The following is a 16146-nucleotide window of genomic DNA, read 5'->3' as shown; positions in this document are numbered from 1 at the left end:
AACGCCCTCCCGTACACGATTTGTTGCAGCTTGCTCATTGGCCGCGCGCGGCGTTCGCAACCAGTTCGTGTAAATTGAGCATCCCTTGGTTACTTACCCCCCTCAATGACACTCCTAATTGCGTTTGCCGCTCTCTCCATCCTCGTTTCATTCATCTGTTCCATTCTTGAAGCGGCGTTGCTTTCCCTAACGCCCAGCTATATTGCCCAGCAGAAGGCCACCAAGCCGAAGCTCTACGAGCAGCTGAAAGGGCTGAAAGACAAGATTGACCAGCCCCTTGCCGCGATCCTCACGCTCAATACAGTGGCCCACACTGTCGGTGCTACGGGCGTTGGCGCGCAAGTCACGGTGATATTTGGCGACGGTTATCTGGGCATCGCCTCGGCGGTGATGACCCTGCTGATCTTGGTGCTCTCGGAAATTCTGCCCAAGACCATTGGCGCACGTTACTGGCCCACCCTGGCGCCGTACCTGCCTGGCCTGCTGGGCGGCATGATCCTGCTGCTCAAGCCATTTATCGTCATGTCCGACCTGATCATGCGGTTGTTTGGCGGCAAGGAACCCGAGCACGACATCCGCCAAGAGATCAAAGCATTGACCCTGCTCGGCCGTGAAGTGGGCAAGCTGGATGAGGATGAGCAGCGCGTCATCAGCAATATTCTCGACCTGCACGAAATCAAGCTGCGCGACATCATGACGCCACGGATTGTTTGCGAGTTTGCGGCCCCCGATGACACCCTCGGCGCATTCAAGGCACGAGTGAAAGAGAGCCAGTTCTCCCGCTATCCGGTGATCGGTGAGAATGAGTCGCCGCTGGGTGTGGTGTTCCGCTATGACGCTCTGGCGGCCGAGGCTGATGACGCGCCGGTGTCGAGCATCCTCAAGCCGCTCAAGGTGGTCTCCGACAGCATGAACGTCGAGAACCTGATGACCCAGATGATGCAAGAACGTCAGCACATGTGCCTGGTGTATGACGAGTTCGGCAGCTGGCGCGGCCTGGTGACCATGGAAGACATCATGGAGACCATCATCGGCAAGCCGATCCTCGACGAAACCGACGACATCCCGAATATGCGCCGCTTTGCCAAGCGCCGCTGGGAGCACCGGATCAAGGCTATCCGCGAGGAATAACCGCTACCAATAGTTCTCGACGGCCACCTGTCCCGGCCGTCGGGTCAGGCTGAGCTGCAGATCGCGCTGTTTCAACAGCACCCGCGTGTCGTCGATCATCTGCGGGTTACCGCAAATCATCAGCCGTGAATCGGCGGGGTCCAGGCTCAGCCCCGCTGCACGCTCTAACTCGCCATTCTCCAGCAGTGTAGTGATGCGCCCATGCAGGCAACCGGGCACCTGCTCACGCGTCACTAGCGGTAGATAGGTAAAGCGCCCGGCAAACTCCTGCAGATGTTCCTGTTGCATCAGCCCCTGAATCAACGGCTGATAGGCCAGCTCGCTGGCCGTGCGCGCGCTGTACACCAACACCACCCGCTGAAAGCGCTGCCACACCTCAAGCCCCTGCAAAATCGACAGAAACGGCGCCAAACCGGTGCCGCTGGCTAATAGCCAGAGATCACGGCCATCGGCGAAACGATCAAGAGTGAGAAAGCCCAACGCCTGCTTTTCCACCAACAGGCTGTCGCCAACCTGCAGCCGGCTCAGCTCGGAGGTGAACGCGCCGCCCGGCACCACGATGGAGAAGAACTCAAGAAACTCATCATGGGGCGCCGAGGCCATCGAATAGGCCCGCCAAACTCGCGTGCCATCGGCTTTTTGCACGCCCAGGCGGGCAAACTGCCCGGCCGTAAAGCGAAACCCGGGATCACGGCTACAGCGCAGGCTGAACAGGCTGGGCGACCAGACCTGAATGGCGCTCAGGGTTTGCTGGGTGAACTTGTCTTCGCTGACAGTCATACTGGCTCCACTGCGGTGACGTCGCCCCAGTGTCCCGCAAACCGACTCGAACAAACACCAGCAGCCTATATGCCTATATTCGTTACGCCTTTCGCCCAGCTCGACCTGATTCGCCAACCCGACCAACTGCATGAGCCGCTGCAGGCGTTTGATGCCGCCGATGAATACCTGCTCAACCATGTGCATGAGCAGGGGTTGCCGGACGCAGCGCGCATCTTGGTACTGAATGACAGCTTCGGCGCGTTGGCGGCCAGCCTGGCCGGCCGGGCCGACGTCACCAGCAGCGGCGACTCGCACCTCGGCCACCTCGGTTTACAGGTCAACCTGCAGCGCAACCAGTTGCCGGCGGAGGCCGTGCGCTTTGTGCCTAGCAGTGAGCGCGCGCAAGGGCCGTTTGACCTGGTGTTGATCCACGTGCCGAAAACCCTGGCGCTGCTGGAGGAACAACTGATTCGCCTGCACGGCCAGCTCGCCCCGGGCGCGCAGGTGATCGCCGCCGCCATGGTCAAACACCTGCCGCGCGCGGCGGGGGATCTGCTGGAGCGTTACATCGGCCCGGTGCAGGCCTCACTGGCGGTGAAAAAAGCCCGCCTGCTGTTCGCCACGCCAGCCGCCAAACCCGCGCCGGTATCGCCCTACCCCACGGCCTATCGCCTGGACAAACCGGCGATTGAGCTGCGCAACCACGCCAATGTGTTCTGCCGCGAAGACCTGGATATCGGCACCCGCGCCTTCCTCCCGCACCTGCCCAAGCACCTCAGCCGCCTGCGCGTGGCCGATCTCGGCTGTGGCAATGGCGTGCTCGCTATCACCTACGCCTTGGGCAGTCCGCAGGCTGAGCTGACGCTGGTGGATGAGTCCTATATGGCCGTGCAATCGGCCGCTGAGAACTGGCAAGCGGCGCTGGGCGAGCGCCCGGTAGAGATCCGTGCCGGCGATGGGCTGGCCGAACAGGCGACGGATTCGCTGAACCTGGTGTTGTGCAACCCGCCCTTCCACCAACAGCAAGTGGTCGGCGACTTCCTCGCTTGGCGCATGTTCCAGCAGGCCCGTGCCGCCCTGGTAACCGGCGGTGAACTGTGGATCGTCGGCAACCGTCACCTGGGCTACCACGCCAAACTTAAACGCCTGTTCCGCGGCGTCGAACAGGTCGCGGCCACGCCGAAGTTTGTGGTGCTTAAAGCGACCAAATAAGCCTGGCGGCCTGGCGCTCAGCCAGGCTGACAGCAACCAGAACCGCTATCCCAAGGCTATCGAGCCGGCCTTACTGAGTCAGTCGATCCGCAGCTCAGTGCTTTTACTCTGCACGGCAACCGCAGCCGGTCGGCAGCGGCGGAAGATATCCAGCTGCGGTTGATAGACCGAGGTGCGCACGCCCATCAGGCCGATCACCGAGTGGAACAGGTTGTCTTGCGACACCGGCTGGCCTGCTTGCTGGCGCAGGCAATCGGCGGAAATGCCGCTGCTGCGCTGCATGCCGTCGGAGAACCACAGCACCATCGGCACATGAGTTTGCTCGCTCGGCGCCATGGCATAGGGCACGCCATGCAGGTACATGCCGTGTTCGCCGAGGGACTCACCGTGGTCCGACATATAGAGCATGGCCGTGTCCAAGCGCGCCGCATTGCTGCGCAGCAGGTCGATGGTGGCGGCCAGCACATGGTCGGTGTAAAGCAGGCTGTTGTCGTAGGCATTGACGATGCTGGCGGTGTCGCAGCGATCGAGTTGCACCTCCTTGCACACCGGGGTGAAGCGCTCAAACGCCGCCGGGTAGCGCTTGTAATAGGCCGGGCCATGACTGCCCTTCATGTGCAGCACCACCAGGGTGTCACGGGTCAGGCCGTCGAGGTACGCCTGCAAGTTATGCAGCAGCGCCTCGTCGTGGCATTCGCCATCGGCGCAGAACTGCGCAAGGTTGAGGTGTGAAACATCCTCACTGGGCACCCGATCACAGGCACCCTTGCAACCCGAGTTGTTATCGCGCCACAGCACATCCACGCCGGCACGCTGCAACACATCGAGCAGGCCTTCACGATTGCCGGCCATCGCGTCCTGGTAATCCGCCCGGCCTAGGTCTTGAAACATGCAAGGCACCGAGACCGCCGTGGCGGTGCCGCAGGAGGACGCCTGCGGGTAGTTGATCACATCGCGCTCAGCCAGCTCTGGGTTGGTCGGGCGCGTATAACCGTTGAGCGAGAAGTTCGCCGCACGGGCCGTTTCACCCACTACCAAGAGGGTGACGCGCGGCCGCTGCGGGGTGCTGACGGCGCTGATGCGATGGGCATCCGCGCCGACCACTTCCAGCACAGCCGGCGCGGCCAACTCGCGGTTGAGGTAACCGTGCACGGCCCCGACCACATTCGACGGCACCAGCATCAGGCGCACCTCGCGGTGGTTACGAATCAGTGAGGCATACGGCTGATACTGGCTCATCACCAGCACGGCAAACACCGCCAACAGAGCAGCCATGCTCCCCAGCTTGCCAGCCAGCTCCCGCCGCCATGTGAGGGGGCGAGTCGGCATACGACTGATCAACAACGCAGGCAGCACGCCCAACAATAAAAACCACAGCAGCAGGCGAGCATTGAACAGCTCCGTGGCTTCGGCCACGTCGGTCTGCAGCATGTTGGTCAGCATGTTGTAGTCGATGACGATGCCGTAACTGTTCATAAAGTAACTGGCACCGGCCGACACCAGCACCAGCAGGGACAGCACCGCTTTGGTCAGCCGCCCCCAGGCCAGCAGGCTGAGCAGTACGTACAGCCAGATCCAGACAAACAGCGGCAAGCTGAGCAGGAACAGCGGGCTGTCGTTGCTCATACCGCCCACGCCCTGCCAGACGCTGTGCCAGAACGGCAGGTTCATGGTCAGCATCAGCCACAAGGCAACCAACATGGTCAGCCCGTTACGGCTGACCGCCACACGCTTAAGAATGGATTCGCGCACAAAGCACCTGGGTAGATAACAAAACTGGCGCAAATCTACTCAGGCAGATGTGAAATGCCTGTCGGGCGGATGTGAAATGCCTGTCGGGCGGATGTGAAAAAACCGTTGAGTGATCACGGCCGCGCTGCAGCGCTCAGCCCGCCGCTTGCGGACACACCCCAGTCATGTGTGAGCGGCGCAGAACTCACGAATTTTTCACATTCTTTTGACATGGAATTGAATGCCGGCCATCTAGGATGCAGCACTGCCTACAGATGGATATTGCCCATGCAGCCCTCCTCATTACTCGACAAGCCGCTGCCGACTCACGCCGGCGTGCTGCATGGCCTCAAACCGCGCGGCAACATCGGCTGGCTGCGGCTGACGCTGGTGCTGATGGTGGTGCTGCTGGCGACGTTCAGCTACATGGGCTGGCGGCACCTGTACCCGGCGGTGGCCGAAACCGGCTGGCGCTATGAGGTGCTGCTCAATGATATCGAGAAAGTCAGCGCCATCGCCCTGGATGCCGAAGGCGGCCTCCTGCTCAGCGAGGAACTGCAGAGTGGTGAGGGGCGCATTCTGCGTTACAGCGCCGACGGCAACCTTGAGCCGGTGGAAGCCGGCCTGTCCAAACCAGACGGCATGGTCAGCTTCCGCGGCGGCGTGGTGTTCAGCCAGGAGCAAGGCGATGAGGCCGTGCTCTGGCGCACCCCAGAGCGTACCGTCGAGCTGTTTGTCGGCAGCAATGTTGAAGGCCTGGCCAATGATGGCCGCTACCTCTATGCCATCGAAGACCGTCATGGCGATGGTCGCTTGTTGCGCTACGACCCCAGCAACGACACCACCGTGGTACTACGCACTGGCCTGGATCAAGCCGAAGCCATTACTGCCTGCCCCGACGGCCGCCTGTTTTATAGCGAAAAGCGCAGCGGCACTGTGTCTCAGCTACACGCAGAAGGTCATGACAGCGTGGTACTGACGGGCCTTAACCAACCCGGTTACCTGCTGTGCAACAACCAGGGTTTGTGGATCACCGAAGATGCCACGCACATGGCCCGCCTGTTACGGCTGGCCCCGGATGGCCAGTTGCATACCGTCTTGTCACACCTGCGCTCGGCACAAACTCTGATCGAAACGCGCCCCGGCTACTATCTACTGGCCGAACAAGGCCGCAACCGCGTACTGAGCCTGCAACGCCACCCACAGGAAACTGATTAATGCCCGCCACGTCTACTCGCTCTGCCGCAGGCCGCAACGGCTTGCGTCAACACCTGCTGTTCACGGCCCTAAGCGGCGCCCTGTTAATCGTCCTGTACAGCCTGCTGCGCATGGCGTTGCTGGTTTATAACCATGAGCTGATTGGCGAAACCACGGCCAACGACCTGCTGGAAGCCTTCGGTAACGGCCTGCGCTTTGATCTGCGCGTTGTCGTCTTTGTTCTGGCGCCGTTGCTGCTGGTAATGGGCAGCCGGCGCTTGATGGCCGCACGCACCTGGCAACTGGCCTGGCTCAGCTTCGCGGCCAGCCTGACCCTGTTTCTCGGCGTGCTGGAGCTGGATTTCTACCGCGAATTTCACCAACGCCTCAACGCACTGGTGTTTCAGTACCTCGGCGAAGACCCGACAACGGTCATGAGCATGCTTTGGCATGGCTTTCCGGTCGGCCGTTACCTGATCGCCTGGGCACTGGCCAGCTGGCTGCTGTTCAAAGCCCTGCAAGCCATCCATCGCCTGGTCCCGCCGGCCGACCCACGCCTCAGCCCGGCGGCGGGCGAGCGCTGGTACTGGCGCGTCAGCGTGTTCACCCTCTGCCTGTTTATCGCCGTACTCGCGGTGCGCGGCACCTTGCGCCAAGGCCCACCGCTGCGCTGGGGCGACGCCAGCACCACCGAATCGGTATTTGCCAACCAACTGGGCCTCAATGGCACCCTGACCCTGGTCGATGCCGGCAAAGCGCGTTGGTCTGACCACCGTGACAATCAATGGAAAGCCCGCCTGCCCAGCGCCGAAGCGCAAGCTCTGGTACGGCAGATGCTGCTGACCCCACAGGATTTGCTGATCGACAGCGGCGAGGCGGCGATCCGCCGGATCAGCACACCCAAGCCACACCTGCAGTTACCGGTACGCAATGTGGTGGTGATCCTCATGGAAAGCTTCGCCGGGCACTATGTCGGCGCGCTCGGTGCGGGCGGCGACATCACCCCCAACTTCGACCGCCTGACTAAAGAAGGGCTGCTGTTTACCCGCTATTTCTCCAACGGCACTCACACCCACCAGGGCATGTTTGCCACCATGGCCTGCTTCCCCAACTTGCCCGGCTTCGAATATTTGATGCAGAGCCCGGAAGGCGCCCATGACTTCTCGGGGCTGCCGCAGCTGCTGGGTGATCGCGGCTTTGACGACCTCTACGTGTACAACGGCGACTTTGGCTGGGATAACCAGAAGGGCTTCTTCGGCAACCAGGGCATGAGTAATTTCATTGGCCGCAACGACTACGTGGACCCGGTGTTTTCCGACCCGACCTGGGGCGTTTCCGATCAGGACATGTTTGACCGCGCCGACCTAGAGCTGCGCAAACTCGATCGCCAGCGGCCGTTCTATGCCCTGCTGCAAACCCTATCCAACCACACGCCTTACGCCCTGCCCGACCCACTGCCGGTCGCGCCGGTCAGCGGTTTCGGCTCCAACGACGAACACCTTACGGCCATGCGCTATTCGGATTGGGCCCTGGGCCAGTTTTTCGAGAAGGCGCGTAAAGCCCCCTACTTCAAAGACACAATGTTCGTGATCGTCGGCGACCATGGTTTTGGCAGCCCCGAGCAGCTCAGCGACATCGACCTGTACCGCTTCCATGTACCACTGCTGGTGATTGCCCCCGGGGTTCAAGAACAATTCGGCACCCGCAATGACATTGCCGGCACTCAGCTGGACATCGTCCCCACCATCATGGGCCGGCTTGGCGGCCCGGTGCAGCAGCAATGCTGGGGCCGTGACCTGTTGGCGCTGGACCCGGCCGATCCGGGCATTGGCGTGATCAAACCCTCCGGCAGCGATCAAACCGTCGCCCTGGTGTCCGGCAGCAACCTGCTGATCCAGCCACGCGACGGCGCGCCGCGCCTATATGACTACCAGCTGCATGAGAACGCCGGCATACAACCCACCGACAACGCCGCGCTGCAAGCTCACCTGCTGCCGCGCCTGCAGGCCTTTTTGCAGGTCGCCACGCAAAGTCTGTTGAGCAACACCGCGGGGGTCGGCGACACGCAGCCCAACACGCGCCAGACCGCCGCACAAGACAACCCCTAACGTCGCCGTGATCGAGATAACCCGGACAGCCCTATGTCGAGCCACCCGCACAGCACACCGCAGCGACCGCACATCGAGGTGGGCAAGCCGCCCGCCGGGCGCATGCTGAGCAGCATTGCCCGGCGCGTGACTCAGTGGCGGGCCGGGCAGCTGATCAACAGTGCGCTGAAACTAGCCGGCGAGCCGAGCCTGGTGCTCGACCTACCCTGCGCCGCCGATGGTTTATGGCCGCTGCTGAGCACCAGCGATAGCCGTGTAGTGATTGCCGCCGAGGCCAATGCCGAGCAACTGACAGCAGCACTGGCAGGGCTGCATGCGGTTTTCAGCCGCAGGGTGCATCCACTGCAAACCTCGCTGTTCGCGATTGATTTGGGCGCCAATGCAGTGGACTGTATTTTCTCCATGTATGGCCTGCATCACATCGACGACCCACGGCGCAGGATGCTCGTGCTGCGCGAATTCAACCGGGTTACGCGCGACTGCGTGATCATTTCAGTCTGGGTCGATGGCAACCTCCAAGCCGTACGCCAAACACCCCTCAGCCGGCGCAACGGCCAGGTTCACGCGCGGGCGCAAATCGAGCGTGAGTTCACCGCTGCCGGCTTCCACATCAGCGGCCACCGCGACTTCATGCCCGGCCTGGCCATGCAGCGCCTGTATGTGCTGCGCAAACTCAGCTGAGTCGCCGTCTACTACCTTGATCGACATGGCCGAACCGTCCAGGCCTGGGTATGCTGCACCCTTTTTGTGCGAGGGATAGCCATGCCTGTTTCCGATATGTTGCTATTGGTGCTTGCCGGTTTTGCGGCGGGCGGGATGAATGCCCTGGCCGGCGGCGGCACGTTTTTCTCCTTCCCGGCCTTGCTCGCCGCCGGCCTGCCGCCGGTCACGGCCAACGCCACCAATGCCGTGGCACTGTGGCCTGCCAGCCTGGCCGGAGCCTGGGCGGCACGGGCCTCACTGCGGCCCTTGGGCAGTTATTTAGTACCCTTGCTGATAGCCGGACTGGCGGGCGGCCTGCTCGGCGGTTTGCTCCTGCTGGTGGGCGGTGATGCGGTATTTGCCAAGCTGATTCCCTGGCTGCTGCTGCTCGCCACCGCGCTATTTGCCGCCAGCCCCTGGCTCAGCCGCTGGTTGGCCGCGCGCCGCGGCGAGGCGGCGCAGCCACCGCACTCGCCACTGTCGCTGGTGGCCCACGTCGGCGTGTCGATTTACGGCGGCTACTTCGGCGCAGGCATGGGCATCCTGCAACTGGCGGCGTTTTCCATCGAAGGCCACCCGCTGGCTCGCTCCAACGCCCTGAAAAACCTGATCTCGGCGGTGATCTACAGCGTAGCCACGGCGACTTTTATCATCGCCGGCCGAGTCAGCTGGTATGAGCTGGTGATTCTGCTGGTCGGCGCCACCATCGGCGGCTATGTCGGTGGCGCACTGGGCCAGCGTTTACCCGCCAACCTGCTGCGCGCACTGGTGATCGCAGTGGGCAGCGGCATGACCGCTTATTACTTCTGGGTCACCTATTTCGCCGCTTAATCAGGGCGGTGCCAACCCGGCGCCTGAGCGCATGACCGTGCGTTTTCGGCGCCATTACAGCGTCACATTCACCAATCCCCAGTGCACGTCACAGCGGATACTGGGCCGCCGCTCCAGCGCCGCTTGCACAGCGGGGGCGAACCCCCGAAGCTAGGCGCCTGTTGATTGGAGCGCCTGATGAACCTCGCCGAACTGACCACCCGCATGCACGCTATTCGTGATCATAACGACTGGCGGCAATTCCACAGCCCAAAGAACCTGGCCATGGCCGCCAGCGTGGAAATGGCCGAGCTGGTGGAAATCTTCCAGTGGCTGACAGAGGCGCAGTCGCGCCAACTGCCGGCCGAGCAACTCGCTCATGCAGGCCAGGAAGTCGGCGATGTCATTCTTTATCTGATCCTGCTGTGCAGTGAGCTGGGGCTGGATATGGAGCAGGTGGTGCGCGCCAAGCTGGCCGACAACGAAAAACGCTTTCTAGGAACCCCTCACCATGACTGATCGGCACTTCGATGAACTGGCCACCCGCTTCGCCGAGAAGATCTATGGCGGTGCCAAGGGCGCCATTCGCCTCGCCGTACTCCAGGCCGACCTGGCCGAAGCCCTGCCCGAACGCCCGTTGCGCGTGCTGGATATCGGCGCGGGGCTTGGTCATATGTCACTGTGGCTGGCCGAGCGCGGCCATCAGGTAACACTGGCAGAACCCGCCGCGCCCATGCTCGCCGGTGCACGCGAGCGCTTTGCTGCCGCCGGGCAACAGGCCACCTTTATTCAGGTGCCCTGGCAGGAGCTGCTCGGCCAACTTGAACAGCCCTATGACCTGGTGATCTGCCATGCGGTGCTGGAGTGGCTGGCCGAGCCGCACAGCATCCTGCCAGTGCTGCACAAGCTCTGCGCGCCCGGCGGCTGGCTGTCGCTGGCGTTCTACAACAAAGACGCACTGATCTACCGCAACCTGCTCAAGGGCCATTTCCGCAAACTGCGCAAAGCCGAGTTCGCCGGTGAAAAACAAAGCCTGACGCCGCAGATGCCGCTTGATCCACGCGAGCTGGCGGCGCAACTTGAGGCCCACTGGCAGGTCGAAAGCCGCAGTGGTGTGCGGGTGTTCCACGACTACATGCCGCAGCCGTTTCAGGCCAAGGCCGAGCTGCTTGATCTGCTGGAAATGGAACTGGCCTACCGCCGCCACCCCAGCTTTGCCGGTTTGGGCCGTTATCTACACTGGATCTGTCGACCCCATTGATTTAACGCTCACGACTCAGGAGGCCGCGCATGCACAAACTCAGCGCTTTACCGTTGCTGGCCACGCTCGCCGCCTGCCAGAGCCAGAACCCTTATGTCGCCGACAGCCAACCACTGCCGCCAGCGCCCGTGCAGGCGGCCCAGCAACTGGACCTCAGCGCCTACCCGGCAAAACCGCGCGACTACGGCCAATACCGTACCTGGCGCTGGCAACGCCTGCCCGCCGGCACCGCTTGGGCCAGCTCCGAGCAGGTTCAGGAAGCGCTGAGCAATGCTCTCGACCAGCGCGGCCTGCGCCCGCATCGTAGCGGCGCAACGGCTGATCTACAGGTCAGCGCCGAGCTACGCCTGGAGCAACGCATTCGCCAAGTGACAGAGCGCTACGGCAGCTATTACGGCCACAACCCTTATGGCAATCAATACGGGTTATGGGGCAGCGCGCCGCTGGTGCGCAGCTATACCGAAGAAGTGATGGTGGTGCGCATTGAGCTGCTCGATGGCAAGGACGGCCAGCCGATCTGGAGCGCCAGTGCCGAAGCCCTCAGCAGCGGCAGCCAGAGTGAACGCGCGGCTGCCCTACGCAATGCGCTACAGCAAGCACTGGCTGCCTACCCACCGAACTGACTGCGGCCCCAAGGAGAACACTCATGCGTGCATCACTGTTGTTACTGCCCCTGCTACTGCTGTTGAGCGCCTGCCAAACACCACGGCTGCAGCGCGACTTCGACCCCAGCCGAGACTTTGCGGCCTACCGCAGCTGGAGCTGGCAGGAACCCGCCGTGCAGTTCAAGCCCAATGATCCGCGCATCAACAGCGACCTGACCAGCCAGCGCATTCGCGCAGCGGTAAGCGAACAACTCGAACAACGCGGCCTCCGCGCTGCAACTGCAGCCACTACTGGCGACCTTAAGGTGCAGGTCTGGGTGATCGTCGACAACCGCCAACAGCAGGTCAGCACGCAAATGGGCGGCGCCTGGGGCAACCCCTGGGGTGGCGGCTTTTGGGGAGGCCCGAGCTACGTGGAAACCCGCACCGTGGACTACCAGGTCGGCACCCTGCAGATTGACTTGCTCGACGGCAAGGATGGCAAGCTGGTCTGGCGCGGCAGCGCCGAACAGGTACTGCGCAGCTCTCAGCCCAGCCCCAGCGAGCGCGAAGCGTCGATCCGAAGCACCGTGGCCAACGTCTTAAGCCAATACCCGCCGCGTTAACGTCGCGGCGTTTCAACGCTGGCGCAGCCGCCCACAACAAACGGGGCAAGCTGCTTTTACGGCATAATCGCTCGCCCTGTACCTGCCTGGAGACACCCCATGCCTGCCCCAATCTGGTGGTTACTGGCCCTGCCCTTTGTTGCCGGCGCATGCCTGCCGCTGCAGGCCGGGATCAACGGTCAATTGGCCAAACAGGTGTCCAGTGTATTGGCTGCCTCATTGATTTCCTTTGCCATCGGCACCCTGGCCCTGCTGATTTTGGTACTGGCTCAGCGCGAATTCCCCAGCCTCGGCGCATTGAAAGGCCTGACCTGGTGGCACTGGAGCGGCGGCTTGTTGGGGGTGATGTTTATCGCCACCGCCGCCTTTGCTGGCCCCAAGGTCGGCGCGGTGCTGTTTATGGCCCTGGTGATCGCGGGGCAACTGAGCATGGCCCTGACCCTGGACCACTTCGGCTGGGCGGGTTTTCGCGAAGCGCCCATTACCGCCGGCAAGCTTGGCGGCCTACTGCTGATCATCGCCGGTATCTGGCTGATCAGGCGCGGCTAGGCCATACCCCCGCGCAGGCCCGCGCTTATGCGAACTGGCCGGTAGGCTGCGTTAAGTTCGACGCACCCAGTTTTTATTCGCCGCTCCGCCCGGCCCTTGCCTGTGGGCTCCAGCCCTTGCAACCGACGATGCTCCAAGGCCTGAAAACACCTGGTTCTATAACAGCCTCGGCCGCACAGGCACCACCAGCGCCCTGCTGCTTCTGCGTTAACGCCCCTCGTCGCGCCCTGCCCGGCATAGTGGCACTCTGACAGTTTTTTCACGATTAACGCGCTATGCTGCAGTGACGTTGTTTTTGTGATCACACCCTATGACTGAGTCCCACGTTCCCCACCAGCCGCAGGCTTTCTCACTCTGGCGTGAAGCCCAAGATACCCGCACCCGTACACCGCTGGGGGGCATTTACTACCTGCTGGCCTGGCTGCTCACGTGGGGATTCAGCAACAACCCGCTGCAGCAGCTGCCTATCGGGTTGATTGGCATCGCCATTTTCGCCCTACTGCTGGCGCTGCGCCTGCTCCACCGCCTACCCGACGAGCAAACGCCCGCGGCGCTAAGGCGCTGGCTCAACCACCACTGGCTGCTGATTCTCAGCACCGCGCTGCTCTGGGGCTTGGCCCATGCGCTGGCACAAACGCATCTGGCGTTCAGCAGTTCGACGATCATCGCCACCCTCAGCACCATTGCCTTCAGCACCGCGCTGGTGTTCACCTTCTCGATGCGTAAACGCCATGCGACCCTGGCCCTGCTGCTGCTTTATCTGCCCGGGTTAATTGGCCTGGCCTTGGACTGGCAGACCCATCACGCCATGGTGATTACCCTGGCGATCTACCTGAGCTATCTGCTGCTGGCCCTCAACCGCAGCCACCGCGAGTACCACACAACCCTGGCCTTGGAGCTGCAACTGCTCGACCAGCAGGAACGCCTCGACCAGCTCAGCCGCACCGACAGCCTGACCCAACTGGGCAATCGCTACCAATTCAACAGCCTGTTTCCGGTGATGGTGGCCAACGCCCAACGGCAGAGCCAACCGCTATCCCTGGTACTGCTGGATATCGACTTCTTCAAACGGATCAATGACATGTACGGCCACGCCTGTGGCGATAGCTGCCTGAGCGTGTTTGCCGAACGCATGCGGCAGAATTTCCGCCGCGACAGCGATACGTTGCTGCGCCTGGGCGGCGAAGAATTCGGCATCCTGATGCCCAACACCCCGCTGGAGCAGGCGCGCGTGCTGGCCGAGCAGTTCCGTCAGGCGCTGGAGCGGGAAGATTTTGATGTTCCAGGCGCCACCCTGCCGCTGACCGCCAGCTTGGGCGTGGGCTGTTACGACACACACCGCGACGACAGCGCGGAGGGGTTTTTCAAGCGGGTCGATGATGCGCTCTATCAAGCCAAGGCGGCAGGTCGCAACCGCCTGAACCTGGCCTAAACCCGACAGCATAGGCAGGCCGGAGGATGTTGCTTAAGGCAACCTCTCCCGGGCCCGCCCTTACTGATGAGCCACCGAGCCTTGCCGCGATGCGCCTATCGGCCTCGATTCGCGCCCCTGCTTAAAGGCGAAAGCTGCCCATCTGTTGAGCCAGGTCATCTGCCAGGCCGCGCAGCGTTTTGCAGTCCTCTTTACACACCCCAACCTCACCGGCGGTGGCATGCGCCAAGTCGGCAATGCCCTGCACGTTACGGTTGATCTCTTCGGTTACCGAGGACTGCTCTTCCGTCGCGGTGGCCACCTGGGTGTTCATGTCACTGATGCGTTCAATCTGCTCGGTAATGGCACTGAGTGATTGCCCAGTGCGCTGGCTCGCCGCAACGCCAGTACCGGTTGCATGCTGCCCGGCATGCATGGAACTCACGGCAGTTTCCGCGCCCTGTTTGAGGCGCTGAATCATCTGCTGAATTTCATCGGTGGAGCTTTGTGTACGGCTAGCCAGGGTGCGCACCTCGTCGGCCACCACGGCAAAGCCACGACCCATTTCTCCAGCACGCGCGGCTTCGATAGCGGCGTTGAGGGCCAGCAGATTGGTTTGCTCGGAAATGCCACGAATCACCGCCAACACCTGATCAATCGATGCCACCTGCTCGGCCAACTCGCTCACGGCAGCCGCCGCCTCGCCAATATCGGTGGACATGCTCTCGATATGGCCAATCGACTGGCCGACTTCCTTACGCGCGCCCTGCGCCTCACTACGTGCGGTTTGCGAGGCCTGGGCGGCACTGCTGGCATTACGTGCGATCTCTTGCACGGTGAGGCCCATTTCGTGAACCGCGGTGGCCACCATGTCGGTCATTTCCTGCTGCTGACTGGAGCGCGCGGCCGTGTTATCGACCACCTGCGCCACCTGACCGACCGAAGCACGCAGGCGCTCACTGGTGGCCAGCACAGCACTGATCAAGTTGCGCTGGCCGCCAATAAAGCGGTTGAAGCCACGCGCCAGGTCACCCAGTTCATCCTCACGCGACTCATCCAGACGCCGAGTCAGGTCACCGCCGCCGCCGCCAATTTCCACCAAGGCGGTGGTCACTTGGCGGATCGGCCGCACCAAACCCCGCGCCAGCAGCACCACCAGGCCCAGGCAAAATAACGCCACCGCCGCGCCGATGGCGCTGGTCATAAACAGCGCCTGGCGCGCTTCGGCATAGATTTCCGCCTCCGGCACTTCACTCACCAGCAGCCAGTCGATACTGCCAAGCTTCTGCGTCAGCGCCAGGTAGACCTCACCGTCACGCTCGAAGCGCACCGCCTTGCCCTCAGCACTCAACAGTTGCTCGGCCGGCTCTTGGCCGAATAACGCAGCAAGGCTGCCACTGCCACTCAGTTCAGCCTGCGGGTGCACCTTGATCGCACCCTTGGCGTCGGTCAGAAATACCTGACCGCGCTCGCCAAAGCGAAAGTCACGAATCATTTCAGACATAGCCTTCAGGCTAAAGCCCAGGCCAGCCACGCCAAGCACTTTGCCGTCCTGCTTGATGCGCTGGTTGATAAACAGAGTCGGCAAGCGCGTGGCCTTATCGAGATCCACCTCCATCACCTGATCGCGGCTGCCATCGACCAGCCGGTAGAACCACTGATTCTCGGGCTGATTACGATTGATCACCCGGCTCAAACCATCGCCAGTGAAGTAGTTGCCGCTGGCCAGTACGGCTACCGAGGTGGTCATGGCGTCTTGCTGCTGACGCACCCCCTCCAGGTAACGCGCCACCACATCACGCAGCCCAGGGTCTTCGCCCGCGCCCAGCCAGTCCTGAATAAATACGTTGGCGGCAATCCCGGCATTGGCCGTGATCGGGGCCGTTAGCACGCGCTCCAGATCGTTGCGAATCGCCAGTACCTTGGCAGGCAAGGCCTCTTCAACCAAAAAGCGCTCACTCAGGCGATTAACCACCGCGGAGTAGACGCCTACTACGATCAGAATACTGACCAGCAGGGCGGCGCCCATGCTGAGAATCAGCTGCCACTGGATGCTGCGTTT

The 16146-nt window shown here is 62.3% G+C and carries 15 protein-coding genes and 1 pseudogene; 12 read left to right on the top strand and 4 right to left on the bottom strand.

The features are described 5' to 3' along the window. Positions 1 to 105 precede the first annotated feature (105 nt). Positions 106 to 1131 carry a CNNM domain-containing protein gene (locus SOP97_RS18305; protein ID WP_322950417.1) on the top strand — a complete coding sequence of 342 codons (1026 nt, stop codon included), beginning with the start codon at positions 106 to 108 and terminating at the stop codon, positions 1129 to 1131. Positions 1132 to 1134: 3 nt separating this feature from the next. Here SOP97_RS18305 and SOP97_RS18300 read toward each other — a convergent pair whose 3' ends face one another. Then, positions 1135 to 1911, bottom strand: coding sequence for a ferredoxin--NADP reductase (locus SOP97_RS18300; RefSeq protein ID WP_322950416.1), 777 nt, complete (start codon positions 1909 to 1911; stop codon positions 1135 to 1137). Between the two features lie 69 nt (positions 1912 to 1980). On the opposite strand from SOP97_RS18300, the gene SOP97_RS18295 reads away from it, so the two are divergent. Next, positions 1981 to 3105 (top strand): class I SAM-dependent methyltransferase, encoded by a 1125-nt coding sequence (locus SOP97_RS18295; protein WP_322950415.1) that lies wholly within the window; start codon positions 1981 to 1983, stop codon positions 3103 to 3105. A 78-nt stretch (positions 3106 to 3183) separates the two neighbouring features. Here SOP97_RS18295 and SOP97_RS18290 read toward each other — a convergent pair whose 3' ends face one another. Next, positions 3184 to 4857 carry a phosphoethanolamine transferase gene (locus tag SOP97_RS18290; RefSeq protein WP_322950414.1) on the bottom strand — a complete coding sequence of 558 codons (1674 nt, stop codon included), beginning with the start codon at positions 4855 to 4857 and terminating at the stop codon, positions 3184 to 3186. 267 nt (positions 4858 to 5124) lie between these two features. Between SOP97_RS18290 and SOP97_RS18285 the strand changes: the two genes are divergently transcribed. The 10 genes from SOP97_RS18285 (at position 5125) to SOP97_RS18240 (ending at position 14105) form a co-directional block, all read left to right on the top strand. After that, the gene (locus SOP97_RS18285; protein WP_322950413.1) at positions 5125 to 6054 is read left to right on the top strand and encodes an NHL repeat-containing protein; all 930 of its coding nucleotides are present in this window, start codon (positions 5125 to 5127) and stop codon (positions 6052 to 6054) included. Beyond that, a complete protein-coding gene (locus SOP97_RS18280) occupies positions 6054 to 8141 on the top strand; it encodes an LTA synthase family protein (RefSeq protein WP_322950412.1) in 2088 nt (695 codons plus the stop codon). Before SOP97_RS18285 ends, SOP97_RS18280 begins: the two co-directional genes overlap by 1 nt. A 33-nt stretch (positions 8142 to 8174) precedes the next feature. After that, positions 8175 to 8822 (top strand): class I SAM-dependent methyltransferase, encoded by a 648-nt coding sequence (locus SOP97_RS18275; protein ID WP_322950411.1) that lies wholly within the window; start codon positions 8175 to 8177, stop codon positions 8820 to 8822. 81 nt (positions 8823 to 8903) lie between these two features. Further along, complete coding sequence (locus tag SOP97_RS18270; protein ID WP_274087762.1) at positions 8904 to 9674, top strand: sulfite exporter TauE/SafE family protein; 771 nt, start codon at positions 8904 to 8906, stop codon at positions 9672 to 9674. A gap of 177 nt (positions 9675 to 9851) precedes the next feature. After that, on the top strand, positions 9852 to 10172 hold the full coding sequence (locus SOP97_RS18265; RefSeq protein WP_322950410.1) for a nucleotide pyrophosphohydrolase: 321 nt from the start codon (positions 9852 to 9854) through the stop codon (positions 10170 to 10172). After that, positions 10165 to 10914: a methyltransferase gene (locus SOP97_RS18260; protein WP_322950409.1), complete on the top strand. Its 750-nt coding sequence runs from the start codon at positions 10165 to 10167 to the stop codon at positions 10912 to 10914. The genes SOP97_RS18265 and SOP97_RS18260 overlap by 8 nt, the downstream gene beginning before the upstream one ends. 29 nt (positions 10915 to 10943) lie before the next feature. Then, positions 10944 to 11537, top strand: a complete 594-nt coding sequence (locus tag SOP97_RS18255) for a DUF4136 domain-containing protein (protein ID WP_322950408.1) — start codon at positions 10944 to 10946, stop codon at positions 11535 to 11537. A 23-nt stretch (positions 11538 to 11560) separates the two neighbouring features. Then, positions 11561 to 12124: a DUF4136 domain-containing protein gene (locus tag SOP97_RS18250; RefSeq protein WP_322950407.1), complete on the top strand. Its 564-nt coding sequence runs from the start codon at positions 11561 to 11563 to the stop codon at positions 12122 to 12124. A gap of 99 nt (positions 12125 to 12223) precedes the next feature. Next, the gene (locus SOP97_RS18245; protein WP_274087757.1) at positions 12224 to 12673 is read left to right on the top strand and encodes a DMT family transporter; all 450 of its coding nucleotides are present in this window, start codon (positions 12224 to 12226) and stop codon (positions 12671 to 12673) included. Positions 12674 to 12983: 310 nt separating this feature from the next. After that, positions 12984 to 14105, top strand: coding sequence for a GGDEF domain-containing protein (locus SOP97_RS18240; RefSeq protein WP_322950406.1), 1122 nt, complete (start codon positions 12984 to 12986; stop codon positions 14103 to 14105). Between the two features lie 121 nt (positions 14106 to 14226). Here the strand turns inward: SOP97_RS18240 and SOP97_RS20475 are convergent, their stop codons facing one another. Both SOP97_RS20475 and SOP97_RS20470 read right to left on the bottom strand, forming a co-directional pair. Beyond that, positions 14227 to 14955 carry a methyl-accepting chemotaxis protein gene (locus SOP97_RS20475; protein ID WP_411912089.1) on the bottom strand — a complete coding sequence of 243 codons (729 nt, stop codon included), beginning with the start codon at positions 14953 to 14955 and terminating at the stop codon, positions 14227 to 14229. 141 nt (positions 14956 to 15096) lie between these two features. Then, positions 15097 to 16113 (bottom strand): annotated as a pseudogene (locus SOP97_RS20470) (cache domain-containing protein); the annotation flags it as partial. Between the last annotated feature and the right edge of the window lie 33 nt (positions 16114 to 16146).

Source organism: Pseudomonas spirodelae (genome assembly GCF_034653255.1).
Lineage (GTDB): Bacteria > Pseudomonadota > Gammaproteobacteria > Pseudomonadales > Pseudomonadaceae > Aquipseudomonas > Aquipseudomonas spirodelae.
Note: the sequence above shows the minus strand (reverse complement) of the source record. Positions and strands in the feature narration are given on the sequence as shown.